Below are 23,771 nucleotides of genomic sequence, written 5' to 3'. Positions count from 1 at the left end.
TAACTCCAAAAGATTATATTTCCCTTTACTTACTAGTTATTATCTTAACGGTAGTCTCAGTTAACTTCATGTACCGTCTCTATTTTTAGTAATATTCCTTATCTTTTTTTTTAAGAAAAGACCTAGAAGAGCCAAGTTTCCCTACGTTTATAGGATTAAAGGGTTTTTTTAGAAAGCGCATTCCTCGATTGGGATCTTTTCTAGGAGCGCTCGTAAAGACAACCTTGTTCTCATCTCTTCTAGACTTTTCTAGCTCTTCTTTCCTCTGACGGTCTCTCATTTTTTGATATTCTTTAAGCTCATCAAGCTTGTCATCTTTCTCTTCTTTTACAGGCTCATCTTTTAAATAAAAAGCAGACGTATCAATATCTTCAACTTTAACTGATGTTTCTTGTGCTTTTGCATAAGCTGCTTCAAGTTCTTTTATCTTTTCATTAAATGGCTTTGTTTTGACACAAGAATTATTATCTTTATCAAAAGCTGATATTTGCCAATCAGGTGTATTACGTTTTACCATTAGGTCTCCTTTCCTTTAGATTTTTTATATTTTAAATACTGATTAATTAAGTTTGATTGCCTACTTAACAATCTTCCCTCCATTGTATTTAATTTCATCATCCGATCACCGCCACTGCAATCTTTAACATAAGCTGCACCCATTAATTCACTTCTGCGATCTAGATCTTTTTTAATGGTTTGATGAAACTCTTTATGTTTAATCTTAACAAAGCTAGGGCTGTTATAACTCCTATGATATTCAGACATTTCAATACCAAACACCCCACATTCTATTTGAGGTATGCGTTGAAGACGCCATCCAATACTAATGATTTGTTGTATGATTAAGCCACTGATTGCATCAAAGACCTCAAAGGTTTTAAACATAAGATCTACATAACCTTTGTATTGCTCTGTATCTTCTCCAACCATCACATGATGCTCTGCATAAATACCAAGTTTCATTGCATTCATTGATACTTTTTCTTTACCTAACTTTGTTTTAGGTCCTGTTGACTTTCTTGCATTATTTTTATTAGCAAGTTTTTGCTTAGCTGACGCCATATTTTTTTCCTTAATTTATGGGTCTTATTTGTGAGATAAGTAATTATTTAAGCACTGCCTCAAGAATAAAATTTATTCGGGGCGCATAGCAAAACGCTAAGAATTTCCTTATACGCTACTATCTTTAATATTCAACAGAACAATTATGGAACGTTGAAAAAATAAATCAAAGTTTTTTATTTTTTTTAAAAAATGTCAAAATTCTATAGGACTACATGGGAGACTATAGGATTTTATAAAATTAAATAAGATAATGTGGGATTTTAAATAGAGATTTTTTTATTTATTTTTATCTAACATTTATTCTTCATCTATCTCTATCAAACCTCTAATCAGGTGTCTAGGTGGTGGAATGATTGCTACTTAATGAAATAGATGATGGTTAGAATTATAAGGATAATGACAATCCAAATAGCAAGATTTGTTAAGAATTGTTTTAATTTAGAATTAGATTGAAGAAAAGCTGGGAGTACTAACAAGAGTATCCCTAGCATATAAACAAAGGGTAATATCTGATCCATCATTATACCTAGTTTGTATTATGCAACGTTTGTTCGAGACCGTCGTTCATTTTGTTTTATTTTATCAAAGGTTTTCTCAATTATTTTAGCCTTCGGTCTTAGCTCTTCTTTACTGTCTTTTTCTAACAGATTTGCCCCAGCTGTTTTAATAAATCCGTCTATTTTTTTAAAATATTCTTTGTTTTTAGATTGTGATTTACTGTACCAAAGGTCTTTTAATTGTTTGGTGTAATCTTCAAGTTTACTTTTGTCCCAAGTAATATTTTCTTGTTTTCTCATCAAATTATAAAATTGGATGAAGTCTTTTGATTTAACCCACTGTCTAATTATATGAGTAAGTGTTTTATCTTTATTTTCTGGATCAAGTTGCTTTTGTGTGACTATAGCAATAATATTCAATGAATAAGACGCTCTATTAATATCATAATTAGATTCTTTACCTTGGTCACAACCTTTTAATAAGTTTAATACTTTCTGAGGATCACGGTCTGAATGTGTTAAGTATTCAATTACCTTATCCCACTTATCTTTTGCAACTTTAGCCATTCATAGACAATACACAGATTAAGGACCTTACTCAATTAACGATTGGTGAATATTAAATCAACATGGCCACGGCTACAAAACCGAGACCATATTTACTCAGTTATTGATTTTACAAGCTGACAGGGTTTCCTGGTCTGCCGTTAGGTAAATCTTTATTTTTGATTTCAGTGACAGCGTCTTTTGCAGTACTGATTTTTACCTCTACTATTTCTTTAAGGCGGTCGTTATCAACTAATTGCTCATTGCAATAACTAATAACCTTTTCCTTAGCGTCATCAGCAGATTCTGCGTTGATGATTTCTTCTCTAGACGATATTGATTTTTCAACTACGTCAACTTTAACTTTATACAAATTGGTCATATGACCTCCTTATCAAAAAATAATAACATGGCAGCCTATACGCCACAACCTCCAATCAGGTATTTAAGTGATGAAATGAGGGTTAATCAACTATAATAACTATAAAAGCATGGTCTGGGCAGCAGGTAACAGAACGCCCCTACTTACTCCCTCACTTTACTTAACTTATGATGCAAAAACTGAATAAGGGAAAAATACTTGCCAAATTAAAGTAATAGAAAGAAAAAATATAATAAATATTGAATATAAAAAATTTTTTTTCAATCTTTTATTATGATTTTCTAAATTTTGTTTAATTTCATAAACAATACTAGTAGGTACGGAAAAAATTTTTTTTATTTTTTTATCCATTTCTTCTAGTTTTTTAACTTGATAGGTGTTTTTTATGAAAGACATAATAGGGTTTTAATATATTAAATAATTATACAAAGTATTTTTATGTTCATTTTGAGTTTTTTTTTTACCCAAAGATGAAATTATTTAACAAAAATTATTACAGTAAACTTTTCATGTGACAGAATGTAAGAAGGTAGTCTGGGGCACCGAGTAACAGAACGCTCCTTACTACTCTCTACTTTGTTTATGTTTACAGTTGATTTGTCAAAGTGTCGACTGCAGCATTAGCATTAATTAATGAACGATCATCCATGAAGTGCTTGTCAGCAGTGATGTATGTGACATCAGTGATCCCAATAAAACCAAGAATATGTCTTAGGTAACCACTTGCAAAATCAATATCAGATTCAAAGGGTGTACCGCCTGATGCAAAACAGATAATCGCTTTTTTACCTGTCATCAATCCTTTAGGACTTCCATCTACATAAGCAAAAGTTTTTCTAGCTCTACAGACAAGATCAATCCATAGCTTTAAGCTTGCTGTAATTGAGAAGTTATAAAGAGCAACACCTATAATTAAAGTATCAGCAGCTTCAATTTCTCCAACTAACGTATTAGATAGTGCTAATGTTTTTTTATGTTCATCAGTGTGATCATCGGATGGTGTATTGTTAGCCTCAATCCATGCTGTATTTACTTGTGGAAGGCTTTCATTTAGATCACGAACAGTTACATCTAATGACTTTCCATTTTTTTTTAATCCATCAATGATACGATCCGTTAAACGTCGGCTCTCTGAATTTTCAGTTTTTGCACTACTATCGACACGAAGAATTTTCATGGGTTGAGCCATATTTTCCTTTAAGTTAATTTAAAGTGTATTTAGTGCTTCAGGATTGCTTTACAAGTACGCAATAAAATTAGACTAGTATGTGCAATCATACCTAAAGATTTTTTTATTTATATTCTTTCTTATATTGAGGATAAGCTAAGTTTTTTTGAATACTGTTTCAGTAATTTTTCCCAGAACACTACAATGAGGAGGACAATTATAGCTGGTAAAATATATTTGATCATTACGGTAACCTACAAATAGTTTTTTTAGGATCCACAAAACATATTACGTAAGCACTAGATTATCGAAACGTTTATATAGCTGAGTTATATTTCGCTAATATTGACTTATTTTATCCTTTGTATTGTTCAAGGAGATCATCTCCCATTGGTGTGGTAACAGTATTTGCCAAATCTACACCAGCAGCTGCTCTTGCTTTATGAATTTCATCGTCAGCTTTAAAAGCTTCAAGACCTTCCATTGTATCAAATTTAATTATTGTAGTGAATTTAGTGTCATCACCTTTTTCAGATCCTGCATAAAGAAATGTCATTCCATATTTTTTTATTTTTTCTGAATGCCCGTGAACCATTGTTTTCCATTCTGCAAAAGTTCTTATCTTTCCATCTATTTTTACTATCATCATTTTCTCTTTTTGTTTATTTTTATTATTTATTTATAAAATCTGTTAAATGTTGATTTTCATCTTTATACTGTTCAATAATATGGTTTACCACATCTCCAATAGACACAATGCCTAGTAGTTTTTTTTCTTCTATTATAGGTATATGCCTAATTTTATGATTAGAAATTATTTCCATTAATTCTGTAACAGAAGTGTTTAGATTACAAGATATTATATTTGTAGTCATTATTTTGGTAACCAATAATTCACTGCTGAATTCATCTTTATAAATATATCGAGCAAGATCTCGCTCAGAAATAATTCCAATTACACTTTTATCGTGTTCACTTAATACCGGCATCACACCAACGTTATGTGTTTGAAGTTTGTTGCTTGCTGTCTTTAATGTATCTTTTTCAGTTAATGTAAAACATTCTCTATTAGAAAGTTTTGTAACTAGTTTTCTCGCCATTTTATATTATATCTTTAATTTATTGCCATCAAGATCCTAGCACAAGAATGTTACTCATAGATAGGCTTTAATTTCGTTCAAACTTCTAATTTTTGCTCTATCAACTTGTTGCTAACTAAGAATTATAGAATAACCCCACTTATTTTTTTGACAGCTCATCTTTCATAACTAATTTAAGCTTCTTTAAGTTTCTTAAATCGTACCAACTTTTAGGTCCTCTTTTTGAGCTTCTTTGTTTTTCAGCAACAATTACTTTTTTTTAAGATCTTTGTGTTTTTCTTTTATTTTCATTTATTTGATCACTCTGAACAAAACAATTTATCATATTAATCTTTATTCATCTGACATTGGACAAGGTGATAATGGTTCTAATTTCTCTTGGAGTTTTTCTGATGTAGTTCGTTCTTTTTTATTTCTTTTAGATTCCTCAGAACTTTCTGCTAATCGATTTCTTTCTTTTTCAGCTTCTTCTTCTAAATATTTTTTAAATCTTATTCCTCGAACAATCTCCATAAATTTATTATTTTGCTTAACTTTTCGTACTCCAATTAAACAATCTCTACGTATTGTGTAATTTTACTAAATTTATAATGCAAATTAATGTTAAGACTTTTTAAAATCATAGTAGACATAATTATTTTAAAATTATATTTTCTAATTTTAAGGGGGTCACCCTTTCGGTAAACTCCAAAAGAGTTCCCCTATAAGTGGCGGTCTACGCCAAAATCCATAATAATGGATTTATGTTTTCTTGATCTTAGTTAGTCTTTTATTATTTAGTCACAACCAGCTAAATTTCAGGTGGTGATAGGCTCATAATCGACCTCCTTTATTGATTGTTTAAATCATACCATCTCCAAATACCCTATTCAAAACATTTATTTTCTTTTATGTTAAATATATTTATTGAATATAATTTAGCAGAATAATATAATTTCGAAAATTTAAACAAACCTTCTTCCCATGCTTTTTCCCGTATAAAAAATACTTTAAACCGTCTCAATTTTATTGAAGTAATCTTATAAAAAATATAAAATTTTTATAAGTAATTAATTAAAAATATTGTTCTAATGAATATACAAACAGAAGCCACACCAAATCCTTCCAGTCTGAAATTTTTGCCAGGTAAAACCGTAATGGAAAAGGAAACGGCTGATTTTCGTAATGTCGAAGAAGCAAAATTTTCTCCATTCGCCTTAAATTTATTTAAAATTGATGGTGTTGAGGGAGTTTTTTTTGGCTCTGATTTTATTTCAATAACAAAAGCTGACAATCATGATTGGCAATACCTCGAATCTACAATTATTGAAACAATTAGAGAATGTTATAAATCAGAAACTGCTTTCATACTTGCTGGTCAAGATAATGCAAGTGATCCAAGTACTACCGAAGATACGGAAGCAGTAATTCAAATAAAAAAAATAATAGATACTCAAGTAAGACCTGCTGTTGCAAGAGACGGTGGAGATATTACTTTTCAAAGTTTTGATAATGGTATTGTCTATCTTCAGATGAAGGGTGCTTGTTCAGGCTGTCCAAGTTCAGCCCTAACTTTAAAAGCGGGTATTGAAAAAACACTTAAACATTATATTCCCGAAGTGCTCGAGGTCCAACAAGTAACCTAAAATAACAATTATGAAACTATTAAGATGTATAATTCCATCAGTAATTAATTTTTTTGTTTATTTAATCTTATCGCTTATAGCAATTTACTGTTTAATTTTTATTGCTAGTTATTTTGCAAGCCAAACTTATGCCATAACTCACGGAGAATATTTTTTAATTTGGATTGTGATGGCAGTTTTTATTAGACAAGTCAGCGGAGATGTTTCGGTATTATTTTTTAAAAAATCTAAAAGAAAATAACCTTAAAATATAAATATTATTTAATTTTTAACTTCCTTTTCCAGGCTTTTCACTAAAATATTTTAACTTGCCTTTGACCCCTCTCCATTTTTCTTGATCTTGGGGTACATCCTCTGGTCTTTTTTTGGTAATATTAGGCCATAGATCGCTGTACTTTGTATTATGCTCAACCCAATCACTTGCTCCTTTTTCAATGTCAGATTTGATTGCATCTACGGGACACTCCGGTTCACAAACTCCACAATCTATGCATTCATCAGGTTTAATCGCCAACATATTTTCACCTTCGTAAAAACAGTCTACTGGGCATACTTCCATACAATCCATTAATTTACATTTGATACAATTATCATTAACAATATAAGTCATAATTTATTTCATTACTCATCTGACATTGGACAAGGAGGCAATGGTTCTAATTCCTCTTGGAGTTTTTCTGATGTAGTTCGTTCTTTTTTATTTTCTTTAGATTGTTTATAACTTTCTTCTAATTCTTTTTTTTCTTTTTTAGTTTCTTCTAAAAATTTTTTAAATCTTATTCCATGAATAATATCCATAATTTAATACTTAACTTTATCACAGAGACTACATGCAATTAAAGGGGTATTTGTTTGGAATTAATACTAAAGGCCTAAATGTTAAATTTTTTCAATGAACTAGACTGGTATGTTTAATCATACCTAAAGGTTCTTTATATTCTTATATCGATGATAACTTCATTTTTTTTGAATATTTTTTCTTAGGAGCATTTTTTATAACAGCTTGAGCGCAACGCATTACTCCTCTTTTTTTATCAAAAGTCATTTTGGGCTCACCATGCAATTTCCATCCATTAGATATTGCTTCTGTAACACGATGGCAAAATTCTGAAGTGTCATCGCTTGTAATAAATCTATAACCTTTCATTTATTCTCCTTTTTAATTTTGTTTTTTATATTGTCTTCTAATAAAGATTATTATGTAAGTGAAGACAAAACCAAAGACAAATTCATCTAAGATTGATCTTGCATTACCCATGCCACTTGCAAATTTCCATCTATTAGAATTAAAAAAATCAATACCAATATCAAATGTTTCTTTACCATTAGAGGCTGAAACAAAAAGATAAACAATTATTACAAGTAAAAAACCACCCATATAAGAGGATAAAATATCTAACAGATGAATTTTATTTTTCTTATTTTTTATAAGTTTATTTCCAGGGTTTGAAACAACAAAGCTAATAGCAAGAAGACTTAGAAAAGATATTAAGATTACCCAATACATGAAAGTATACTACTAAACCTTAATTAAGGTGTCTAGGTGATGGAATTAACTAATAATAAATATAATTAAAGAAGTCTGAGGCGTGGCCATCCACTATAATTTTTGTTAGGTTAAAAGTAGATAAATACAAATAACAACTTAACCAAGGATAATAAAATGATCTTCATGTGTACATATCAATTAGATCGAGACAAGCAAGCAGAGACGCAAGCATTTTTTGCAAATATGACTGATGAACAAATTGCTGGAGAATACCCTGCTGATGTAAAACAAATTGGTCGTTGGCACGATGCAGCTAATGGAAGTGGCTTAATAATAGTTGATACAGATAATCAAGAATCGCTAACAGCATGGATCATGGGTTGGTCTGGAGCATGCACTTTTCCTATCGTTAAACCAGTATTGGATGATGCTAATGCAAGAAAAGCTATTAAAGCTATGATGGCTAATCAAAAAGGTTAATCAAAAAAATTTAGTTACCCTTATTCAAGAGGGTAACTAAACAAACCCAGACCCTACCAATATTCAAATCAGGTGTCTAGGTGATGGAATGATAATTAATTAGTTTATCTTCTAGTTGGAATTTTAGATGCAACGTACTGTTTTCGAACACCTTCTCTAAAGTAAATATAAACCCCAGCTGAAATTATACAAATGACCCCTAACAAAGTTCTAAGAGATGGAATTTCATTAAACAAAAAATAACCTGGGATCATTGACATAATAATCAATGAATATTCAAACAATGAGACAACGGATGGGGATGCAATAATATAAGCTGAAAAGATACATAAGAACCCAATAGATGCTGCAACTCCAAAAAATAATATAAATTTCCAAGTATAATCAAAGTTTGTAAACCACTCTCTAAATATAAACTGTGTAGTTGGATCAAAATCAGTGTTGTTGAATTGACCATTGCCCATAAAGACATAAATGATGCCACATAAAACAAGAGCAATTAAATAAAAATAGTATAACTGGGTATTTACATCATCCTTATCAGATGTGTATTTAGTAATAGTCATTGATGCTGCATAAAATAAAGCACTTAACACTGGTAACAAATTTCTATAATCAAAACTTTCAAAATCAGGATTTAAAACGATTAATACACCAAAAAAACCAAAGGCAATAGCGGACCATCTTCTAATACCAATAAATTCTTTTAAGAAAAATTTAGCAAAAATGGATACGAAAAAAGGACAAGAAAAGAATAAAGCATTAGCAGTTGCTAGTTGCATATAAGTAATAGAGATAAAAAAAGTTGAAAAAGCAACAAAATGTAACAACACTCTTGCAAAAGTTAATACAGGATAATGTGTTTTAAGCGAAACTTTCTGTCTTTTAAAACTTAAATAAATAAAAAGCACTGTTGCTGCAATCAAATACCTTCCAAAGAAGATCTCATAAAGAGCAGATTGCTCGAAAATATATTTAATTAACGAGTCTTGGATTGCAAATAAGCTCATTGCAATCAGTATTAAAACTATCCCTTTTGAATTATTGTCCCTACTCATTATCTAAGCTTAAATCTAGAACAGAGAAACTTAAAGATAAGGTAATTAAATTTACCAAGACCGTAAAAGTTAGGTGCAGGTTTTTTAGTTTTTGTTTTCTTAGCTTTTTTCTTCTTCATGGCTAATATAGTTTTGTGTTTCATTTGAATGCTTAAGATTATAACAATCCGTACAAAGTAAGATCACTTCAGGACCTGAACTCACTTGTGTTAAGATAGCAGTATCATCTCCACATTCACTGCAACCTGATAAGCGTTTTTTCACGATTAATTAAAGCTTTTCTTAACCATCTCTTTAAACTCTTCACTAGCCCATGTGCTTAATACGTTTAATCTAGGGTTATCTACCCTTAACTTTTCAAACTTTTCTTCCATATCTTTAGAGAAATCATTTCCTTCTATATATATGCCGTTAAGATTATTAGTTTTAGTAGCCCAATCAATAATAGCCTGCCCTGCTTTATCAGTGATACCACACTCAACAAATGCAATAACTGAAGTTGTTAAAGGAATGTGATTAAGTATGGTGATTACTCCTTCATCTTTTAAATCTTCATTAAAACTCATACTTATCGTACCAAGCTGTGGTCCTTTATTTTGATCAATTTTCTTAATTGCAGTTGCAATATTTTTCGCATCTTTAATATCTAAGTTAGCTTTTCGAATAACTAAATCATAAGATTTATCATTATCCCCTGTAGACTTTAAATTGTTAGCAACTTCTATACTTTTAGGTTTTTTTGTTTCAACTAAAGCATCGATTAAATCTTGCATAATAATATTTGCGTAACTTGTACTACACCACAATAAACCAAGAACTATAATTCCTAAAAACTTTTTCATTTACGTTTAGTACGTGTTATCTCATTAATTCTATCAATATAGTTTTTTATCTCAGGGTTATCAGTAGGTTTACTGTCTTGCTTGGGGTTTTTCTTTCTTTGGTAATAATAATAGATAGGCATAACAACAGATAAAGAAACAATAATAATTGCTAGTATAATTTCAGAAGTTGTAACCATTTTAATATTTAATGACACGCTTGATTGAATTTTTTAAGTCTCCAGTAATTATAAGGCCAAGGTGTCAAAAAACCAACTATTAACATAATGGGTACTACCCACCAAGTTAGCATCGCTCCACCGGTTAAAAAATAATCTGTAGCATTCATGGAAATTTCCATACTAACCATTGAGATAAAGCTCATGCCACAGGCGGTCTTTAATGCATTCATAAAATCAAATTTTTGTTTCATTAAAATATAAGTCTCGAGCATAATGCTAGTGAGTAAACCATTAATGATTGCTAAAGTCATAATACCTAAAACTGGAAAAGGAATTTTACTTAACTGAAAAAATAATATAGTTCCAAAATCTCCAATAGAACAACCGATAACACACCACATCGTATTCTTCGCACTAATTCTCCAGCTATCTTTGCATCCCCAATGAAAAATATCTGTTGCCATATAATTTATTTACTTAAATTTATTTGATGTTGATAATAATCATCTGGCCAAAAACTTTTAATATAGGCTAAAACTGAATCTATATCTTTGTCATTAAGGTTATCTTTAAACCCACCCATTTTTCCTTCATAATCACTGATAATTCCAACTAACCCATATTTAATAATTTTATGTAGAGTTTCATCATCATGGTGCCAAGTGTGTCCAGTACCATTTAAAGGGGGTGCTTTACGGTGACCATCTTCATCTAAACCCTTCCAATTTTCAGCTCCAGATAAATTAACCTGATGGCAACTTGCACAATTATTTTGGTATGCAATTTTACCTCTAGCGATCATTAATACAGAATCTCTTGTAATTGGATAATGATTGTCTGAGTAAGAAAGGTTACTTAATGATATAAACAGAGTTAAAATTAGAAGTATTTTTTTCATAACTATTAAATTTATATATTAAAATTGTTAGATTAATCTTATATTTTTTTAAGATTGATTGATTATAAGTGTTTGCTAATGAACAATTTTATCTTATTTATTGTCACACTCTTTTGCTGGTCACCTACTTGGTATGTCATCAAATTTCAGTTGGGCTACGTTGATCCATTAGTATCAGTGTTTTATAGGTTTTTAATTGCTGGAATAATTATTTTTGTTTATCTAATTTATAAGAAGAAAAATCTTAAGTTTTCTTTAAATCAACATCTTTGGTTTTTGCTCTTCGGTATTTGTCTTTATTCTCTAAATTATGTTTTCTTTTATCTATCAAATACTTATTTAATAAGTGCATTTCCAGCGGTTGTCTTTTCAACGGTAGTTATTATGAATATTTTAGGAGAAGGATTTTACTTTAAAAAGAAACCTTCTTTAAAAACTTTACTTGGTGCAACCGTTGGGATGATTGGAATTATAATCATCTTTAGTGATGAGATTTTCAATTTCAGTTTAGCAAATGGGACTCATGTTGGATTATTTTTAGCATTACTTGGCACATTTAGTGCATCAACAGGTAACATGGTTTACCAAAGAAACTTAAATAACAACTTTCCATTAATACCAACACTTGCGTATGCAATGTTTTATGGATCACTGGTTACTTTATTAATCACTCAGATAAAAGGTACTGAATTATTATTTGAGTATAGCTTCAGTTACATTGCATCCCTTGCTTATTTATCAATAGTTGGTTCAATATTCGCTTTTATTTTTTATCTAAGATTATTAGAGAAAGTTGGAGCTGGACGAGCTGGTTATGTGGGAGTTGTTATGCCTGTCCTTGCTTTATTAATATCAACAGTGTTTGAAAACTTAGAATGGCAACAAGATTTAATAATAGGATTACCTATTTTAATTATTGGAGCTGTACTTGTTATTAATCAAAAAATTAAACCTGTAAAATAAGCAAATTAAAACTTTTTTATTTATTTGCTAAAGCGTTATAGATACAACCTACTCCAATTCCCATAACCTCATCACTTTTTAAAGATCTTGCTCTATTGGTCATTTTAGATTTTAAGAATTTTGACGTTCTATGATTTGGATATCTATATTGTATTATATGAAACCAAGGTCCATTAAAGCTCACACTATCTAATTTTTTATTAAATTTTTGTACACCATTGCTAGCTTGTGAGTTGTGACCTTTTTTTGCCCAAGGTTCTAAAATAGAATTATCTAAAAAACCATCTTGAAATAATTCAGCAGCTTTTAATAAATTTTTTTCGTAATTTTTTGGTAATTTTATATTGGCTGCATTTGCAATTTCTAAAATCATAAAAGCCTCACCTAATCCAGTATGATGATACCATAACGATCGATCTCCACGTGTAGTTCTGTCTTTAATGCTTCCATCATCGAGTATCCATTTATCAGCTCCTTTAACAAGTTTCTTAACTAATTTAGAGTAATTTTTGTTATTACTATGTCTTAAAGCTATGTTGGGAAAATACCAACCAGCAGAATTTCCCATATAAAATTTATTGGCAGGTTTTATTTGTTTATAAAAAGGTTTGAACCATTCATTAATAGTTTTATGTCTTGGATCTTCAATTTTATAATTAGCAAAATTAAGATTGTAGATATAGTTTAAACCCATAATTATCTCTAGAGTTACAGTTGCATCTTTTATTGGTGCTAAGTCTTGACCCTCTGGATCACTCCACTCACCTTCACAATCTTTTAAAACTGAATTTTTTTCTGTATTTCTATAACATTGTTTAGTTTGAGTGAGAGCTTTATTTTTTGCCCATACATAAAGTTTATCAAAGAGAAGTTCTTTTATCCGATCATTTTCAGATACACTTGCGTAAGTTACAACATCAGCATATTCTTTAAAAACATCCCGACTATGAACACCTTCTACTATTTTCCAATTATCCATTCTTGAATTATAACCAAGTATTCTTATTGCTAAATCTTTGTTAATAATACCTTTTCTAATTTTATAGTTTTCAAAACCGCAGAACTTGCTCTTATGTTCAGTGGATAATTTATTAAATTCATCTTGAACACTATCTGGAATAAATGGAGATTTGCTTAGCTGTTTTGCAAAAGATAAATTTGGAACTATTAAAAATAAAACTAAAATTATTAAATGTTTTTTCATAAATATTATGTAAATTAATTTCTAACTATTTAGCACACTTGCCAATAGAACCTAAAGAACATTTAGTTCCATCAATCCAAGTTGCATTGTTTAGATTGGCACCTTCAAAGGTGGCATTTAAAATATTAGCACCCGTTAAATCTGCTTCAAAAAGGTTGCTATTACTAAAGTTTGTCTCAATTAATGATGAACCTTTAAAATTTACTCTTGTTAAATTGGCACTTGTAAAGTTAGCTTTTTCAAAAATACCGCCCTCAAGATTTGCTTCATATAAGTTTGTTCTAATAAAAGAAGATTCTACAAAATTACCATTAGATAATGTTGCATTCATCATTACTCCTTTATCAAAGGTAACTTTAATAAAGCTAATAAAAGAAAGATTAGAATTTGGTATATAGGCTCTACTTAAATCTTGGCCTTCTGAGAATTGGCAATTAGAGTAATCCACTCCATCAGTTGGAGCATCATCACAACCTGCTTTAGCACCACTAGTTAATAATAAGCTTAAGACTAAAATAGCAAAAAGCTTGCTTATAAAGCCTGCTCTTATTAATTTTATCATATCCAATGCTAACAAATCATAGATTGAGAGTCTTCTATTAATTTAAATATGGTTAAAATTAAGCTACTATTTATCGTTTAGGGAACCCTTCTACTGTATAGAAGTTTCTTATCTTCTTTAGAGATACATAATAAGCACTGTCTCTAAATGATCTTTTTATTTTTTTTTTAGCATTATAAATTTCAATAAATGCATTTCTCATACTATCTTCAAGACCTGAAAAAGCTAAATCCTCTTCATCAGCACCATGAATAATTTTTTTAATGGTGTCAAAATCTGTTTTGGTATTAGTTTTTTTATCTATCAAATCAATAATGTCTAATATTTTTTGTTCTTGAAATCTTTTTTCAACTCTACCAAAACGTATATGAGAAATATCTTTAACCCACTCGAAATAAGAAACTACTACTCCGCCTGCATTGACATAAATATCAGGGATAATCATAACTCCTTTTTCAAATAATTTTTGATCTGCTTCAAATGAAATGGGTCCATTAGCAGCTTCAATTATTAATTTTGTTTTAATTTTATCTACATTATCAATAGTGATTGCATTCTCTAATGCAGCTGGAATTAAAATATCACAATCTAATTCTAAGAGTTCACTTGGGTTATTTTTAAATTCTCCAAGTTTAGGGTTATTAATACTTTTATTTTTTTGAAAAAATTCAATTAGTGCATTTATATCAATGCCTTTTTTATTATATAAATAACCATCAAACTCTCCAATAGCTATAATTTTTGCATTGTCTCTATTATATAAATGTTTGGCTAAATTACTTCCTACATTACCAAAGCCTTGAACTATAATTTCATTATCCTTTAATTCTTTTTTTAAACCAGCTTCTTTAACAATATCTTCATGTCTAAATATCTCTCTAACTACTTCTTCAATACCTCTGCCAGTTGCTTCTGTTCTTCCAGCAATACCTCCACGATGTAAGGGTTTACCCGTTACACAACCTCTATAATTTATATCATCAGGTTTAAGTGTTTTATAAGTCTCTAAAATCCATTCCATTTCTCTTTCTGAAGTTCCAACATCTGGAGCTGGAACATTTAATGCTGGAGAAATAAAACCTTTATTAATTAGTTTACTTGCAAAAGCTTTAGTAATTTCTCTAAGTTGAGGCATTGTGTAATTCTTAGGATTAATTTTTAACCCCCCCTTTGCACCACCAAAAGGAATATTAACTATTGCACATTTGTAAGTCATTAAAGATGCTAAGGCTTCTGTATCATCTTGATCAACAGTTTCTGAATATCTTAATCCACCTTTAGTTGGAAGTATGTGTTCTGAATGAACGGCCCTCCATCCAGTAAAGTTATTAATTTTACCATCTAAGACAACACCCACATTTACTTTAATTAATGAGTGAGTAGATTTTAAATGCTCAAGTAAATCATCACTAAAATTTAGTAATTTGGCTGATTTATCTACATGTAAATTGACATTATCTTTAAAGCTCATTTTTAAAAATTATATATTAATGAAATTTATTAACCACGTTTATCTTTATCTAATGAGGCTTAGTCCAATACCCATAAACACATCGTGTTCCACGTCTTGAACAATCATAAGTATCATGCAAGACACCATCTTTAACAACAGTTATATGTTTTGAACAAGATACAATTAAAGTCCCACTTGGAAGTTCATTTTTTTTTAAATGAACTTTACAACCTTGGCCTATAAACATTGTTGGTGTCCACTGCCACCCAAGTTTTTTAAGATATTTTTTGACTACTACTCTATGAGTGCCTGATCTTGGACTATCATTTTTTTGTTTTAAACTTCTTGCAAGTTTAGTTCTTGATGTGGTTCTAAATTCTTCATTTGCTTCATAAAGATCATCATAGATTTTTTGGTAAGGAAGACCTGATACAATTGCTATAGATCTAACTACACAGTCTCCAGCTTTACCCTTGTATCCCGCTGCAGTTCTACCGCCATCATTAATTTCTAATTCTAAATTGCTACTTGAAAATAATCTCTTAAAGAAATTCACGATTTAGTTTTATGATCTAAGATCTCCACCATACACTGAGTTGCATATTCACGCCATTCCTCAGCCGATTTATCCTTAAGGTTATTAAGGTGGTTCATATTACTTTCTATATTTTCTTGATGCTTAGCTTTGTCAGCTTCTTCTAAATTTTTTTCCATGTTAGTAAGATTGGTCTTCATTGCATTAATCCAACTATTGCCAAGCTCTACACATTTAACATCATCTTTCTCATCACAAATTTGTTTAAAGAAATTAAAAATAACGTCATCAGCTTTTATCTCTTTGCTCATGTTAATTTCCAAAAATACCTAATTTAACATCATAATCAACTGCAATTCCATAATCTGGATCGTCATCACTATCAACAACAAGCTGCCCTGCTCTACTTAATAATCTATGACAATCACGAGTTAAATGTCTTAATTTAACCTTTTTCCCAAAACTATTATATTTGTCAGCAATGTCTTCAATTGCTTTTAAAGCTGATTGATCAATTACTTTTGATCCTGCAAAATCAATAATAACTACTTCCGGATCTTCTTCTGGTTTAAATAATTCTAAAAAACTATCTGTTGAACTAAAGAAAAGTGGACCTTCTATTTCATAAACTTTAGCACCCTTTTCTCTAACGGAGGGTCTCTCAACTGCTCTAATTCTTGAGGCAGATTTCCAGGCAAAAACTAGTGCTGATACAATCACTCCAACAATTACAGCTACAGCCAGATCTTCTAAAACTGTTACGACAGTTACCAGGACAATAACTAACGCGTCACTCTTTGGTACAAAAAATAATATCTTTAAAGAATTCCACGCAAACGTTCCAATCACTACCATAAACATGACACCCACAAGCGCTGCAATTGGGATCATCTCAATATAACTTGATGTATATAAAATAAAAATTAATAAGAATAATGCTGCAGCTATTCCTGCAATTCTTGTTCTACCCCCTGACTTTACATTAATCATAGATTGTCCGATCATTGCACATCCACCCATACCCCCAAAAAAACCAGTAACTGTGTTTGCAAAACCTTGTGCTAGACATTCCTGACTAGCTCCTCCTCTTTTATTGGTAATTTCACCAACCAAGTTAAGAGTTAACAAACTTTCAATTAAGCCAATCGCAGACAATATAAGTGCATAAGGAAAAATAATTTTTAAAGTTTCAAAGTTTAAAGGAACACTTGGGATTGAAAATATAGGTAATCCTCCTTTAACACTTGCAAGATCTCCAACACTTGGGATGTCAATTTTTAATGCTAAAACTAATATTGATGTTGCTAAAATAGCAGCAAGTGTAGCTGGAACTGCTTTAGTAATCTTTGGTAATAACCAAATGATTAACATAGTTAAAACTACAAACCCAATTGAATAATATAAAGTATTCCCTGAAATCCATACTGATTCACCCATTGCATTAAGGGTTTTAAACTGACTAAGTTGTGAAATACCAATAACGATTGCAAGGCCATTAACAAAACCAAGCATTACAGGTTGGGGTACCATTCTAATAAATTTTCCAAGTTTAAAGACCCCTGCTAGTAACTGTAAAATTCCCATTAACACTACAGTTGCAAACAAGTATTGAGCACCGTGATCCATAACAAGAGAAACCATAACAACAGCTAAGGCACCAGTTGCTCCTGAAATCATTCCAGGTCTTCCACCAAATACAGCTGTAATCAACCCAACGATAAAAGCTGCATAAAGCCCTGATAAAGGTGCAACTCCTGCAACAAAAGCAAAGGCAATAGCTTCAGGAACTAAGGCTAAAGCAACCGTTAAGCCTGATAAAACTTCAATTCTAAATAAAGAAAAGGATACCCCTTCCTTAGGAATATAATCTTGTGAATTAAAACCAATAGATTTTGCAAATGATGAGAGTGTGGTTTTAATCAATGTATTTTAATTTTAATTATTTATGAGTCTGTGTGGTTATCTATTTAGTAAAGCAAGCGGTTGATAAAGTCTACTTTCAATTAATACGTGTTAACAAATTTGGGACGAATCAGATACATAATGATTAAGAGGTAGTGGCGGGAGACTAAAACTACCTCTGTCCTTACCCTTTAATCCTTAAAATAATTTTTAATCTTATTGATAGTTTTTGCTAATAGAATTTTTGTATAAGGTTTCCCTTTAATAACCCAAACTGACAAAGGCCACGTACTATCATTAGTAAATCTTGCTATTATATGAATATGTAATTGAGGAACAATGTTGCCAATCTTTTCAACATTAAGTTTTTTTGTTTTAAAGATTTTTTTCATTAACTTGCTGCAATGAACAATTTCTTTCATTAATAACATTTGATCTTTTGAGCTAAGTTCTGAAATATCGGTAATATTTTTTCGTTTAGGAATTAAAATGATCCAGGGAAATTTAGCATTATCAATTAAACGAATACTACATAGTTTTAAATCAGTTATTAAATGAGAATTTTTTATAAAACTTTTACTTACTTTATTGGTCATAGTTAAATATTAATATAAATGTGTTGTATAAGCAAAAAATATTATAGGCTAATTTTATTATGGCAGATAAACAAATACGTTCCGTTGCTAAAACATTTTCATGGAGACTTTTTATTTTTATCTACTGGGTAATATTTGGCTATATTTTTACTGGTAGTTTTAAAGGAGCTGGAATACTAGGGCTAGGTTCTATAATTCCTCTCTTTTTTTATTATTTTCATGAAAGAATCTGGAATAAAGTTAAGTGGGGTCTTAATTAAATAATAAAAAATATATTTATAAATATTTCTTTATTTTATCAGAGACGATTACTTTATTATTATTCATATATTCTTCATGATTTTTTTCTATATTTTTAAGTTCATAAAGATAATTAACCATCACACCATAAGATCTTTTAAAACCAGTTTCTGAAATATTTGCATTAACAACTATATCATCAACAATGGCACCGTTACCTAAATGAAATCTACTAACATCATTCACTGGTAGTCCTTTTTCATTTTTTTCATTAACAATATAATGGGCTACTAATTTTATTATAGCTTCTTTATTTCTTACAATTCTACTGTCACCTAATTTTAAGTCTTGAGATTTTAAAAAGGTAGCATCTTGATCTTTTAGATCGCCTAAAATATTTTTAATCTTAGTTTCCTCTAAATAAGTAAACCAATCAGCAAACCCTGGTATAGGTGATAAGGTACCAAAGTTTTTAATGTGAGGTAGTTCTTCTTGTATTTCATAAACCACTCTCTTTATTAAAAAATTACCCAAGGTTACTCTTGATAGGCCTTCTTGACAGTTACTAATTGAATAAAAAGTAGCTGTATCATAAGATTTTTCCTCATTATCTGTCGGCTTCATTAATTCTTGAATAGATTTACCGAGACCTTTAGTAAGAGCTACTTGAACAAAAATAATAGGCTCATCTTCAAGGGCTGGATGAAAGTAAGAGAAAAACCTTCTATCTTCACCTAACCTTCTTTTAAGTTCGTTCATATCTTTTATTTGATGAACTCTTTCGTATTTAATTATTTTTTCTAAAACTGCAGCCTTTGTATCCCATGTGATTTTAGCAAGTTTAAGAAATCCTGGATTAAACCAAGCTCTAAATAAATGTCTAAGATCATTATCTAATTCTGAAAGTTCTTTATTGTCTTTTAATATTCTTATTAAATCTTCTCTTAACGCAACTATAATCGCAGTTCCATTTGGTGCCATATTCATTCTTCTAAAAAGCTCTCTTCTCTTACCTTCTGAAACTTTAAATAAATCAGACAAAGTTTTTTCATTTTGAGATTTCGTATAATTTTCAATTGCTTCGTTAACTTTTGTAAAGCTCGGCTTATATTTGTCGTTAATTTTTTTAAAAAATAATAATTTATTTTCTGGAGATAGTGATTGATATAGTTCAGTAATATCTCTAGCTACGGTAATACCGAATGCTGCCCCTTTGTGTGAAATTAAATCATCACATAAAGATATAATAGATTCTAAGTCATTTTTTTTAATATTTTTTATACTAAAAAGTTTTTGACCTGCATCAGCAATGGATGAAATTATCTCTTTAAAATTAAACATAATTAATTATATAATATTTAAATATTCAACGAAAGATCTTATGGATACTATAAGTAAAAAAGTACCAAAAATTTTACTTAATAGTTTTTTATCTATTTTATAAACAGCTTTTGCTCCCAACCTAGCCATAATCATTGTAACTGGAACAAATACTGCAAACCCTAATAGATTTATATAACCCACACTAAAAGGAGTATTGATATTATCAATTATCTTTCCACCCATAATCATGGTGATTGTTCCACTAAGTGAAATCAAAAAACCAACTGCTGCAGCTGTGCCAATCGATTTTCTTATGTCATAACCAAAAGTTCTCATAAATGGCACCATTAGAGATCCACCACCAATACCTAGGGGCACTGAAATAAAACCAATCACAATCCCAGAAATATTTTTAACAATGTTAGAAATTGTTTTAGGATTTTCCACAAGTTTTTCTCTAAGGAAAATAAAAAATAAACCCACCATAAAAGCAAATATTGAAAAGAATAATACTAGAGTTGGTGTCTTTAGATTTACTGCTAAAAAAGTCCCCGCTATAACGCCCAATAAGATAAATATACCAAAGGATTTTACCATCTTGAAATCCACCGCATCATATTCCATATGAGTCTTGGTCGAAATTATTGAAGTTGGGATAATAATTGCTAAAGAAGTTCCAACAGCTAAATGCATTCTAGTTGCTAATTCAAAATCTAATACAGTAAAAGCATAATACAGAGCTGGAACCATTATAATTCCACCACCAACGCCAAGTAATCCAGCCATAAAACCTGCAACAGCAGCTGATATTGCAAGGACTGCTAGTAGGTTAATTATCTCGCCGTAGTTTAAGTTTTCCATTATGAGCTAACTTGATTAGCTTTCTCGTTATTTTGCACAATAGTCATTATATGTTTTGATTTTTGAAAATCTGAATCTCTTGCCATCATATTATCACTTAAATATCTCTTCCAATCTTTTGAACCAATTTGCCCATGATATAATCCAACTGTGTGTCTCATAATATGATTTACTTTTGTGCCAAGCTTAACTTCTTTCTCAAGGTACTCTAGTAGTTTCTCGGCAATCTCTTCTCTTGTAGGTCTTTCTTTTGTTCCAAAAATTTCATTTTCAATTTCAACTAACGAATAAGGATTTTGATATATGGATCTACCAATCATAACACCATCACATAAGGTTAAATGATTTTTAATCTCATCAATTTTTGAAATTCCTCCATTGATAATAATTTCTAAGTCTGGATTTTCTTCTTTTATTTTGTAGACCATTCCATAATTAAGTTTTGGAATATTTAAATTTTGTTTAGGTGACATTCCAGTTAAAATAGCTTTTCGAGCATGTAATATAAAAGTGCTACAACCAACCCCTTTCATCTTTAATATAAAATTATTTAAGTAATCAAATTCTTCAGTATCATCAAAACCAATTCTAGTTTTTGCAGTGACTGGAATTTTACAAGCATTCACCATTGAATCGATGCATTCTGCAACAAGATCTGGTTCTCTCATCAAGCAAGCACCAAACATATTTTTTTGAACTTTTTTACTAGGACAACCTAGATTGATATTAATCTCATCATAACCCATGTCTTCTGCAATTTTTGCAACTTCAGCTAATTCTGCTTTATCGGATCCACCCACTTGTAAAGCTAAGGGTTTTTCTTCAGGACTATAAGATAAAATTTTTTTTCGGTCTCCATGTATTGCAGATTTTGTTGCAACCATTTCTGAGTACAGCATAACATTCTTGCTCATCAACCTTAAAAAATATCGATCATGACGATCGGTACAATCCATCATGGGTGCTACAGAAATTTTTCTATTAATGTCTTTTTTAATATCCAAGAGGTTTACCCATTAATTTATCAGGTAACCAACTTACAATTTCAGGAAAAATACACAATATCAATATGGATAAAACCATCATCATCATAAATGGAAATGATCCCTTTAAGATTGTAGATAAACTTACATCAGGTGTTATTCCTTTTATTATATAAAGATTTAATCCAACAGGTGGTGTAATTAAGCCTATTTCCATATTTATAGTGAATACAATCGCAAACCAATATGGATCAAAACCCAACGTAGTTATAACAGGTAATAATATAGCTGAAGTCATCACAATAACGGCAACTGGTGGTAAAAAGAAACCAGCAACAAGTAAAAACACATTAACCATTAAAAAAATCATCCACTTATTGCTACTTAATTCAATCATGCTTTGAGCAAGGGATTGCGTTACATATAGTTGGGATAGTGTGAATGCAAAAAGATAGGATGCCGCAATAATAAACATTATCATAACACTCTCTTTCATTGAAATTTTAACAATATTCCATATTTTTTTAGGCTGATAAATTTTATAAACAACTGCAATCATTACAAAAACTAAAAATGCTCCAACACCAGATGCTTCAGATGGTGTCGCAACTCCTCCATAGAGAACATATAAAACCCCAACAATGATTGCTAAAAACGGAAAAATTCTAGGAAGAACTTCAAATTTTTCTTTTAAAGTTGGTGGCTTTCTATTTCTTAATAATTTTGATGCATTTTTATCAATGAAGTAACTGTGTATTAATGCCCACACAGCAAAAAGACTTGCCAACATAAACCCAGGAATAATGCCAGATAAAAATAGTCTTCCAATAGAAGTTCCTGTTGCCATACCATAAACAATTAAAACTATACTAGGTGGAATTAAAACTCCTAAGGTTCCTCCAGCAGCAATTGTTCCTGTGGCAATTTCATCTGAGTATCCTCTTTTTCTCATTTCAGGAATTCCCATGGTACCAATAGCAGCACATGTCGCTGGACTTGATCCACTTAAAGCTGCAAAAATCGAGCATGCACCAATATTAGATATAACTAAACCACCTGGAACTCTCCATAACCATCTATCAAGACCAGTATACAAATCTTTGCCTGCAGGTGAATGGGCAACTGCCATCCCCATAAGAATGAACATCGGGATTGACAGTAATACAAAAGAATTTAGTCCTGCATAAAAAGTTTCAGCAAATACATCTAACATTTGCAGTCCTTCGAAAGCAACCAAGAGAGTAATTGAAACAAAACTTAATCCAAAAGCAATTGGAATACCTGAGAATAAAACTATTAGTGTAAAAACAGCAACTATTATTGCAATCGTTAACGGATCCATTATTTAAAATCCTTTTCATCAAATAGTTTTATTATTTCAGCAATATATTGAAGTATCATTAAAATAGAACCTATTAACATTGATGAATAAGGCACCCATAAAGGAGGATCCCATATTGTGCCTGTAGTGTAATTTTTAATGAAAGCTTCCTCTACCATTAAGAAACCAAAATAAAACAATGTTAGAAAAAACCCTAAGCTTAAAAATGAAGTAAAGATCTTGAGTTTAATAATATTTTTTTTAGACATGAAGTCGTAGATCCACTCCATACTTACATGAGCTTTTTCACTTAAAACATAAGCACTACCAATAAAAGTAGATGCAACAAGCAACATTGTAACCAATTCTGTTTGCCAAGTAATTGCATGTTGAAAAAAATATCTTTCAAAAACAAGCTCAACAATTACTAAAATTGATAAAATTAAAGCGCCTACAGCAAAAGCTCCACAAGCTTGAGCTGTGTAGTTACAAAATTTTAAATAATTTTTTATCATAA

Annotated in this window: 36 protein-coding genes; 5 read left to right on the top strand and 31 right to left on the bottom strand. The window is 30.4% G+C overall.

The window, feature by feature from the left end; translation table 11 throughout:
* Positions 1–85: 85 nt before the first annotated feature.
* The 9 genes from ABXT39_RS02465 to ABXT39_RS02425 form a co-directional block, all read right to left on the bottom strand.
* Complete coding sequence (locus ABXT39_RS02465) at positions 86–517, bottom strand: hypothetical protein (RefSeq protein WP_415295695.1); 432 nt, start codon at positions 515–517, stop codon at positions 86–88.
* The gene (locus ABXT39_RS02460; protein WP_415295694.1) at positions 517–1,062 is read right to left on the bottom strand and encodes a hypothetical protein; all 546 of its coding nucleotides are present in this window, start codon (positions 1,060–1,062) and stop codon (positions 517–519) included. Before ABXT39_RS02460 ends, ABXT39_RS02465 begins: the two co-directional genes overlap by 1 nt.
* Positions 1,063–1,601: 539 nt before the next feature.
* Positions 1,602–2,129: a hypothetical protein gene (locus ABXT39_RS02455; RefSeq protein WP_415295693.1), complete on the bottom strand. Its 528-nt coding sequence runs from the start codon at positions 2,127–2,129 to the stop codon at positions 1,602–1,604.
* Positions 2,130–2,238: 109 nt separating this feature from the next.
* Positions 2,239–2,490, bottom strand: a complete 252-nt coding sequence (locus ABXT39_RS02450; RefSeq protein WP_415285816.1) for a hypothetical protein — start codon at positions 2,488–2,490, stop codon at positions 2,239–2,241.
* Between the two features lie 165 nt (positions 2,491–2,655).
* Positions 2,656–2,886 (bottom strand): hypothetical protein, encoded by a 231-nt coding sequence (locus ABXT39_RS02445; RefSeq protein ID WP_415295692.1) that lies wholly within the window; start codon positions 2,884–2,886, stop codon positions 2,656–2,658.
* 190 nt (positions 2,887–3,076) lie between these two features.
* Positions 3,077–3,679, bottom strand: coding sequence for an FMN-dependent NADH-azoreductase (locus ABXT39_RS02440; protein WP_415295691.1), 603 nt, complete (start codon positions 3,677–3,679; stop codon positions 3,077–3,079).
* A 334-nt stretch (positions 3,680–4,013) separates the two neighbouring features.
* Positions 4,014–4,307 (bottom strand): hypothetical protein, encoded by a 294-nt coding sequence (locus ABXT39_RS02435; protein ID WP_415295690.1) that lies wholly within the window; start codon positions 4,305–4,307, stop codon positions 4,014–4,016.
* Between the two features lie 22 nt (positions 4,308–4,329).
* Positions 4,330–4,758, bottom strand: coding sequence for a CBS domain-containing protein (locus tag ABXT39_RS02430; RefSeq protein ID WP_415284046.1), 429 nt, complete (start codon positions 4,756–4,758; stop codon positions 4,330–4,332).
* A gap of 333 nt (positions 4,759–5,091) precedes the next feature.
* The gene (locus tag ABXT39_RS02425; protein ID WP_415295689.1) at positions 5,092–5,271 is read right to left on the bottom strand and encodes a hypothetical protein; all 180 of its coding nucleotides are present in this window, start codon (positions 5,269–5,271) and stop codon (positions 5,092–5,094) included.
* Positions 5,272–5,828: 557 nt separating this feature from the next.
* On the opposite strand from ABXT39_RS02425, the gene ABXT39_RS02420 reads away from it, so the two are divergent.
* Together ABXT39_RS02420 and ABXT39_RS02415 are read left to right on the top strand one after the other, a co-directional pair.
* Positions 5,829–6,383, top strand: a complete 555-nt coding sequence (locus tag ABXT39_RS02420; RefSeq protein ID WP_415295688.1) for a NifU family protein — start codon at positions 5,829–5,831, stop codon at positions 6,381–6,383.
* Between the two features lie 10 nt (positions 6,384–6,393).
* On the top strand, positions 6,394–6,624 hold the full coding sequence (locus ABXT39_RS02415) for a hypothetical protein (RefSeq protein ID WP_415285988.1): 231 nt from the start codon (positions 6,394–6,396) through the stop codon (positions 6,622–6,624).
* Between the two features lie 27 nt (positions 6,625–6,651).
* Here the strand turns inward: ABXT39_RS02415 and fdxA are convergent, their stop codons facing one another.
* From fdxA to ABXT39_RS02395, 4 genes are all read right to left on the bottom strand, one after another.
* Positions 6,652–6,993: a ferredoxin FdxA gene (fdxA, locus tag ABXT39_RS02410; RefSeq protein WP_415295687.1), complete on the bottom strand. Its 342-nt coding sequence runs from the start codon at positions 6,991–6,993 to the stop codon at positions 6,652–6,654.
* Between the two features lie 11 nt (positions 6,994–7,004).
* A complete protein-coding gene (locus ABXT39_RS02405) occupies positions 7,005–7,181 on the bottom strand; it encodes a hypothetical protein (protein WP_415295686.1) in 177 nt (58 codons plus the stop codon).
* A 142-nt stretch (positions 7,182–7,323) separates the two neighbouring features.
* Positions 7,324–7,530, bottom strand: a complete 207-nt coding sequence (locus tag ABXT39_RS02400; RefSeq protein ID WP_415295685.1) for a DUF1737 domain-containing protein — start codon at positions 7,528–7,530, stop codon at positions 7,324–7,326.
* 12 nt (positions 7,531–7,542) lie between these two features.
* Positions 7,543–7,890, bottom strand: coding sequence for a hypothetical protein (locus tag ABXT39_RS02395; RefSeq protein ID WP_415295684.1), 348 nt, complete (start codon positions 7,888–7,890; stop codon positions 7,543–7,545).
* Between the two features lie 165 nt (positions 7,891–8,055).
* Between ABXT39_RS02395 and ABXT39_RS02390 the strand changes: the two genes are divergently transcribed.
* Positions 8,056–8,352 carry a DUF3303 domain-containing protein gene (locus tag ABXT39_RS02390; protein WP_415295683.1) on the top strand — a complete coding sequence of 99 codons (297 nt, stop codon included), beginning with the start codon at positions 8,056–8,058 and terminating at the stop codon, positions 8,350–8,352.
* A 104-nt stretch (positions 8,353–8,456) separates the two neighbouring features.
* Here ABXT39_RS02390 and ABXT39_RS02385 read toward each other — a convergent pair whose 3' ends face one another.
* From ABXT39_RS02385 to ABXT39_RS02360, 6 genes are all read right to left on the bottom strand, one after another.
* Complete coding sequence (locus ABXT39_RS02385; RefSeq protein WP_415295682.1) at positions 8,457–9,410, bottom strand: DMT family transporter; 954 nt, start codon at positions 9,408–9,410, stop codon at positions 8,457–8,459.
* Positions 9,411–9,509: 99 nt separating this feature from the next.
* Complete coding sequence (locus tag ABXT39_RS02380) at positions 9,510–9,674, bottom strand: hypothetical protein (RefSeq protein ID WP_415295681.1); 165 nt, start codon at positions 9,672–9,674, stop codon at positions 9,510–9,512.
* A 2-nt stretch (positions 9,675–9,676) separates the two neighbouring features.
* Complete coding sequence (locus ABXT39_RS02375; protein WP_415295680.1) at positions 9,677–10,252, bottom strand: hypothetical protein; 576 nt, start codon at positions 10,250–10,252, stop codon at positions 9,677–9,679.
* Entirely contained in the window at positions 10,249–10,449 is a 201-nt protein-coding gene (locus tag ABXT39_RS02370; protein ID WP_415295679.1) for a hypothetical protein, read from the bottom strand. Before ABXT39_RS02370 ends, ABXT39_RS02375 begins: the two co-directional genes overlap by 4 nt.
* Positions 10,440–10,877, bottom strand: a complete 438-nt coding sequence (locus ABXT39_RS02365) for a DUF4396 domain-containing protein (RefSeq protein ID WP_415295678.1) — start codon at positions 10,875–10,877, stop codon at positions 10,440–10,442. Before ABXT39_RS02365 ends, ABXT39_RS02370 begins: the two co-directional genes overlap by 10 nt.
* Before the next feature lie 5 nt (positions 10,878–10,882).
* A complete protein-coding gene (locus ABXT39_RS02360; protein ID WP_415295677.1) occupies positions 10,883–11,311 on the bottom strand; it encodes a c-type cytochrome in 429 nt (142 codons plus the stop codon).
* 78 nt (positions 11,312–11,389) lie between these two features.
* Between ABXT39_RS02360 and ABXT39_RS02355 the strand changes: the two genes are divergently transcribed.
* Positions 11,390–12,274: a DMT family transporter gene (locus tag ABXT39_RS02355; RefSeq protein WP_415295676.1), complete on the top strand. Its 885-nt coding sequence runs from the start codon at positions 11,390–11,392 to the stop codon at positions 12,272–12,274.
* Between the two features lie 16 nt (positions 12,275–12,290).
* Here ABXT39_RS02355 and ABXT39_RS02350 read toward each other — a convergent pair whose 3' ends face one another.
* The 7 genes from ABXT39_RS02350 to ABXT39_RS02320 form a co-directional block, all read right to left on the bottom strand.
* Positions 12,291–13,478 carry an alginate lyase family protein gene (locus ABXT39_RS02350; RefSeq protein WP_415295675.1) on the bottom strand — a complete coding sequence of 396 codons (1,188 nt, stop codon included), beginning with the start codon at positions 13,476–13,478 and terminating at the stop codon, positions 12,291–12,293.
* Between the two features lie 25 nt (positions 13,479–13,503).
* Positions 13,504–14,040 carry a pentapeptide repeat-containing protein gene (locus ABXT39_RS02345; RefSeq protein WP_415295674.1) on the bottom strand — a complete coding sequence of 179 codons (537 nt, stop codon included), beginning with the start codon at positions 14,038–14,040 and terminating at the stop codon, positions 13,504–13,506.
* A 70-nt stretch (positions 14,041–14,110) separates the two neighbouring features.
* The gene (locus tag ABXT39_RS02340; protein WP_415295673.1) at positions 14,111–15,511 is read right to left on the bottom strand and encodes a Glu/Leu/Phe/Val family dehydrogenase; all 1,401 of its coding nucleotides are present in this window, start codon (positions 15,509–15,511) and stop codon (positions 14,111–14,113) included.
* A gap of 49 nt (positions 15,512–15,560) precedes the next feature.
* On the bottom strand, positions 15,561–16,049 hold the full coding sequence (locus ABXT39_RS02335) for a hypothetical protein (RefSeq protein ID WP_415289848.1): 489 nt from the start codon (positions 16,047–16,049) through the stop codon (positions 15,561–15,563).
* Positions 16,046–16,339, bottom strand: a complete 294-nt coding sequence (locus ABXT39_RS02330) for a hypothetical protein (RefSeq protein WP_415295672.1) — start codon at positions 16,337–16,339, stop codon at positions 16,046–16,048. The genes ABXT39_RS02335 and ABXT39_RS02330 overlap by 4 nt, the downstream gene beginning before the upstream one ends.
* A 1-nt stretch (position 16,340) precedes the next feature.
* The gene (locus ABXT39_RS02325) at positions 16,341–17,951 is read right to left on the bottom strand and encodes a SulP family inorganic anion transporter (protein ID WP_415295671.1); all 1,611 of its coding nucleotides are present in this window, start codon (positions 17,949–17,951) and stop codon (positions 16,341–16,343) included.
* A gap of 170 nt (positions 17,952–18,121) precedes the next feature.
* Positions 18,122–18,526, bottom strand: coding sequence for an HIT domain-containing protein (locus ABXT39_RS02320; RefSeq protein WP_415295670.1), 405 nt, complete (start codon positions 18,524–18,526; stop codon positions 18,122–18,124).
* 59 nt (positions 18,527–18,585) lie between these two features.
* Here ABXT39_RS02320 and ABXT39_RS02315 point away from each other — a divergent pair, with 59 nt between their 5' ends.
* A complete protein-coding gene (locus ABXT39_RS02315; protein WP_415289854.1) occupies positions 18,586–18,786 on the top strand; it encodes a DUF2061 domain-containing protein in 201 nt (66 codons plus the stop codon).
* Between the two features lie 16 nt (positions 18,787–18,802).
* Here ABXT39_RS02315 and ABXT39_RS02310 read toward each other — a convergent pair whose 3' ends face one another.
* Genes ABXT39_RS02310 through ABXT39_RS02290 form a run of 5 tightly spaced genes read right to left on the bottom strand, consistent with a single transcriptional unit; the run spans position 18,803 to position 23,769 of the window.
* Positions 18,803–20,107, bottom strand: a complete 1,305-nt coding sequence (locus ABXT39_RS02310) for a malonyl-CoA decarboxylase domain-containing protein (RefSeq protein ID WP_415295669.1) — start codon at positions 20,105–20,107, stop codon at positions 18,803–18,805.
* Positions 20,108–20,113: 6 nt separating this feature from the next.
* On the bottom strand, positions 20,114–20,950 hold the full coding sequence (locus ABXT39_RS02305) for a sulfite exporter TauE/SafE family protein (protein ID WP_415295668.1): 837 nt from the start codon (positions 20,948–20,950) through the stop codon (positions 20,114–20,116).
* Entirely contained in the window at positions 20,950–21,954 is a 1,005-nt protein-coding gene (gene dusA / locus ABXT39_RS02300) for a tRNA dihydrouridine(20/20a) synthase DusA (RefSeq protein ID WP_415295667.1), read from the bottom strand. Before dusA ends, ABXT39_RS02305 begins: the two co-directional genes overlap by 1 nt.
* The gene (locus ABXT39_RS02295; protein ID WP_415295666.1) at positions 21,944–23,275 is read right to left on the bottom strand and encodes a TRAP transporter large permease; all 1,332 of its coding nucleotides are present in this window, start codon (positions 23,273–23,275) and stop codon (positions 21,944–21,946) included. Before ABXT39_RS02295 ends, dusA begins: the two co-directional genes overlap by 11 nt.
* Positions 23,275–23,769 carry a TRAP transporter small permease subunit gene (locus tag ABXT39_RS02290; protein WP_415295665.1) on the bottom strand — a complete coding sequence of 165 codons (495 nt, stop codon included), beginning with the start codon at positions 23,767–23,769 and terminating at the stop codon, positions 23,275–23,277. Before ABXT39_RS02290 ends, ABXT39_RS02295 begins: the two co-directional genes overlap by 1 nt.
* Positions 23,770–23,771: the final 2 nt, after the last annotated feature.

Source organism: Candidatus Pelagibacter sp. Uisw_113 (assembly GCF_047717815.1).
In the GTDB taxonomy this organism is placed as follows: Bacteria; Pseudomonadota; Alphaproteobacteria; order Pelagibacterales; family Pelagibacteraceae; genus Pelagibacter.
Note: the sequence above shows the minus strand (reverse complement) of the source record. Positions and strands in the feature narration are given on the sequence as shown.

Coding starts and splice junctions, on each gene's coding strand:
- ABXT39_RS02465 (WP_415295695.1), bottom strand. CDS start 517: ATGGTAAAACGTAATACACCTGATTGGCAAATATCAGCTTTTGATAAA.
- ABXT39_RS02460 (WP_415295694.1), bottom strand. CDS start 1,062: ATGGCGTCAGCTAAGCAAAAACTTGCTAATAAAAATAATGCAAGAAAG.
- ABXT39_RS02455 (WP_415295693.1), bottom strand. CDS start 2,129: ATGGCTAAAGTTGCAAAAGATAAGTGGGATAAGGTAATTGAATACTTA.
- ABXT39_RS02450 (WP_415285816.1), bottom strand. CDS start 2,490: ATGACCAATTTGTATAAAGTTAAAGTTGACGTAGTTGAAAAATCAATA.
- ABXT39_RS02445 (WP_415295692.1), bottom strand. CDS start 2,886: ATGTCTTTCATAAAAAACACCTATCAAGTTAAAAAACTAGAAGAAATG.
- ABXT39_RS02440 (WP_415295691.1), bottom strand. CDS start 3,679: ATGGCTCAACCCATGAAAATTCTTCGTGTCGATAGTAGTGCAAAAACT.
- ABXT39_RS02435 (WP_415295690.1), bottom strand. CDS start 4,307: ATGATGATAGTAAAAATAGATGGAAAGATAAGAACTTTTGCAGAATGG.
- ABXT39_RS02430 (WP_415284046.1), bottom strand. CDS start 4,758: ATGGCGAGAAAACTAGTTACAAAACTTTCTAATAGAGAATGTTTTACA.
- ABXT39_RS02425 (WP_415295689.1), bottom strand. CDS start 5,271: ATGGAGATTGTTCGAGGAATAAGATTTAAAAAATATTTAGAAGAAGAA.
- ABXT39_RS02420 (WP_415295688.1), top strand. CDS start 5,829: ATGAATATACAAACAGAAGCCACACCAAATCCTTCCAGTCTGAAATTT.
- ABXT39_RS02415 (WP_415285988.1), top strand. CDS start 6,394: ATGAAACTATTAAGATGTATAATTCCATCAGTAATTAATTTTTTTGTT.
- fdxA (WP_415295687.1), bottom strand. CDS start 6,993: ATGACTTATATTGTTAATGATAATTGTATCAAATGTAAATTAATGGAT.
- ABXT39_RS02405 (WP_415295686.1), bottom strand. CDS start 7,181: ATGGATATTATTCATGGAATAAGATTTAAAAAATTTTTAGAAGAAACT.
- ABXT39_RS02400 (WP_415295685.1), bottom strand. CDS start 7,530: ATGAAAGGTTATAGATTTATTACAAGCGATGACACTTCAGAATTTTGC.
- ABXT39_RS02395 (WP_415295684.1), bottom strand. CDS start 7,890: ATGTATTGGGTAATCTTAATATCTTTTCTAAGTCTTCTTGCTATTAGC.
- ABXT39_RS02390 (WP_415295683.1), top strand. CDS start 8,056: ATGTGTACATATCAATTAGATCGAGACAAGCAAGCAGAGACGCAAGCA.
- ABXT39_RS02385 (WP_415295682.1), bottom strand. CDS start 9,410: ATGAGTAGGGACAATAATTCAAAAGGGATAGTTTTAATACTGATTGCA.
- ABXT39_RS02375 (WP_415295680.1), bottom strand. CDS start 10,252: ATGAAAAAGTTTTTAGGAATTATAGTTCTTGGTTTATTGTGGTGTAGT.
- ABXT39_RS02365 (WP_415295678.1), bottom strand. CDS start 10,877: ATGGCAACAGATATTTTTCATTGGGGATGCAAAGATAGCTGGAGAATT.
- ABXT39_RS02360 (WP_415295677.1), bottom strand. CDS start 11,311: ATGAAAAAAATACTTCTAATTTTAACTCTGTTTATATCATTAAGTAAC.
- ABXT39_RS02355 (WP_415295676.1), top strand. CDS start 11,390: ATGAACAATTTTATCTTATTTATTGTCACACTCTTTTGCTGGTCACCT.
- ABXT39_RS02350 (WP_415295675.1), bottom strand. CDS start 13,478: ATGAAAAAACATTTAATAATTTTAGTTTTATTTTTAATAGTTCCAAAT.
- ABXT39_RS02345 (WP_415295674.1), bottom strand. CDS start 14,040: ATGATAAAATTAATAAGAGCAGGCTTTATAAGCAAGCTTTTTGCTATT.
- ABXT39_RS02340 (WP_415295673.1), bottom strand. CDS start 15,511: ATGAGCTTTAAAGATAATGTCAATTTACATGTAGATAAATCAGCCAAA.
- ABXT39_RS02330 (WP_415295672.1), bottom strand. CDS start 16,339: ATGAGCAAAGAGATAAAAGCTGATGACGTTATTTTTAATTTCTTTAAA.
- ABXT39_RS02320 (WP_415295670.1), bottom strand. CDS start 18,526: ATGACCAATAAAGTAAGTAAAAGTTTTATAAAAAATTCTCATTTAATA.
- ABXT39_RS02315 (WP_415289854.1), top strand. CDS start 18,586: ATGGCAGATAAACAAATACGTTCCGTTGCTAAAACATTTTCATGGAGA.
- ABXT39_RS02310 (WP_415295669.1), bottom strand. CDS start 20,107: ATGTTTAATTTTAAAGAGATAATTTCATCCATTGCTGATGCAGGTCAA.
- ABXT39_RS02305 (WP_415295668.1), bottom strand. CDS start 20,950: ATGGAAAACTTAAACTACGGCGAGATAATTAACCTACTAGCAGTCCTT.
- ABXT39_RS02295 (WP_415295666.1), bottom strand. CDS start 23,275: ATGGATCCGTTAACGATTGCAATAATAGTTGCTGTTTTTACACTAATA.
- ABXT39_RS02290 (WP_415295665.1), bottom strand. CDS start 23,769: ATGATAAAAAATTATTTAAAATTTTGTAACTACACAGCTCAAGCTTGT.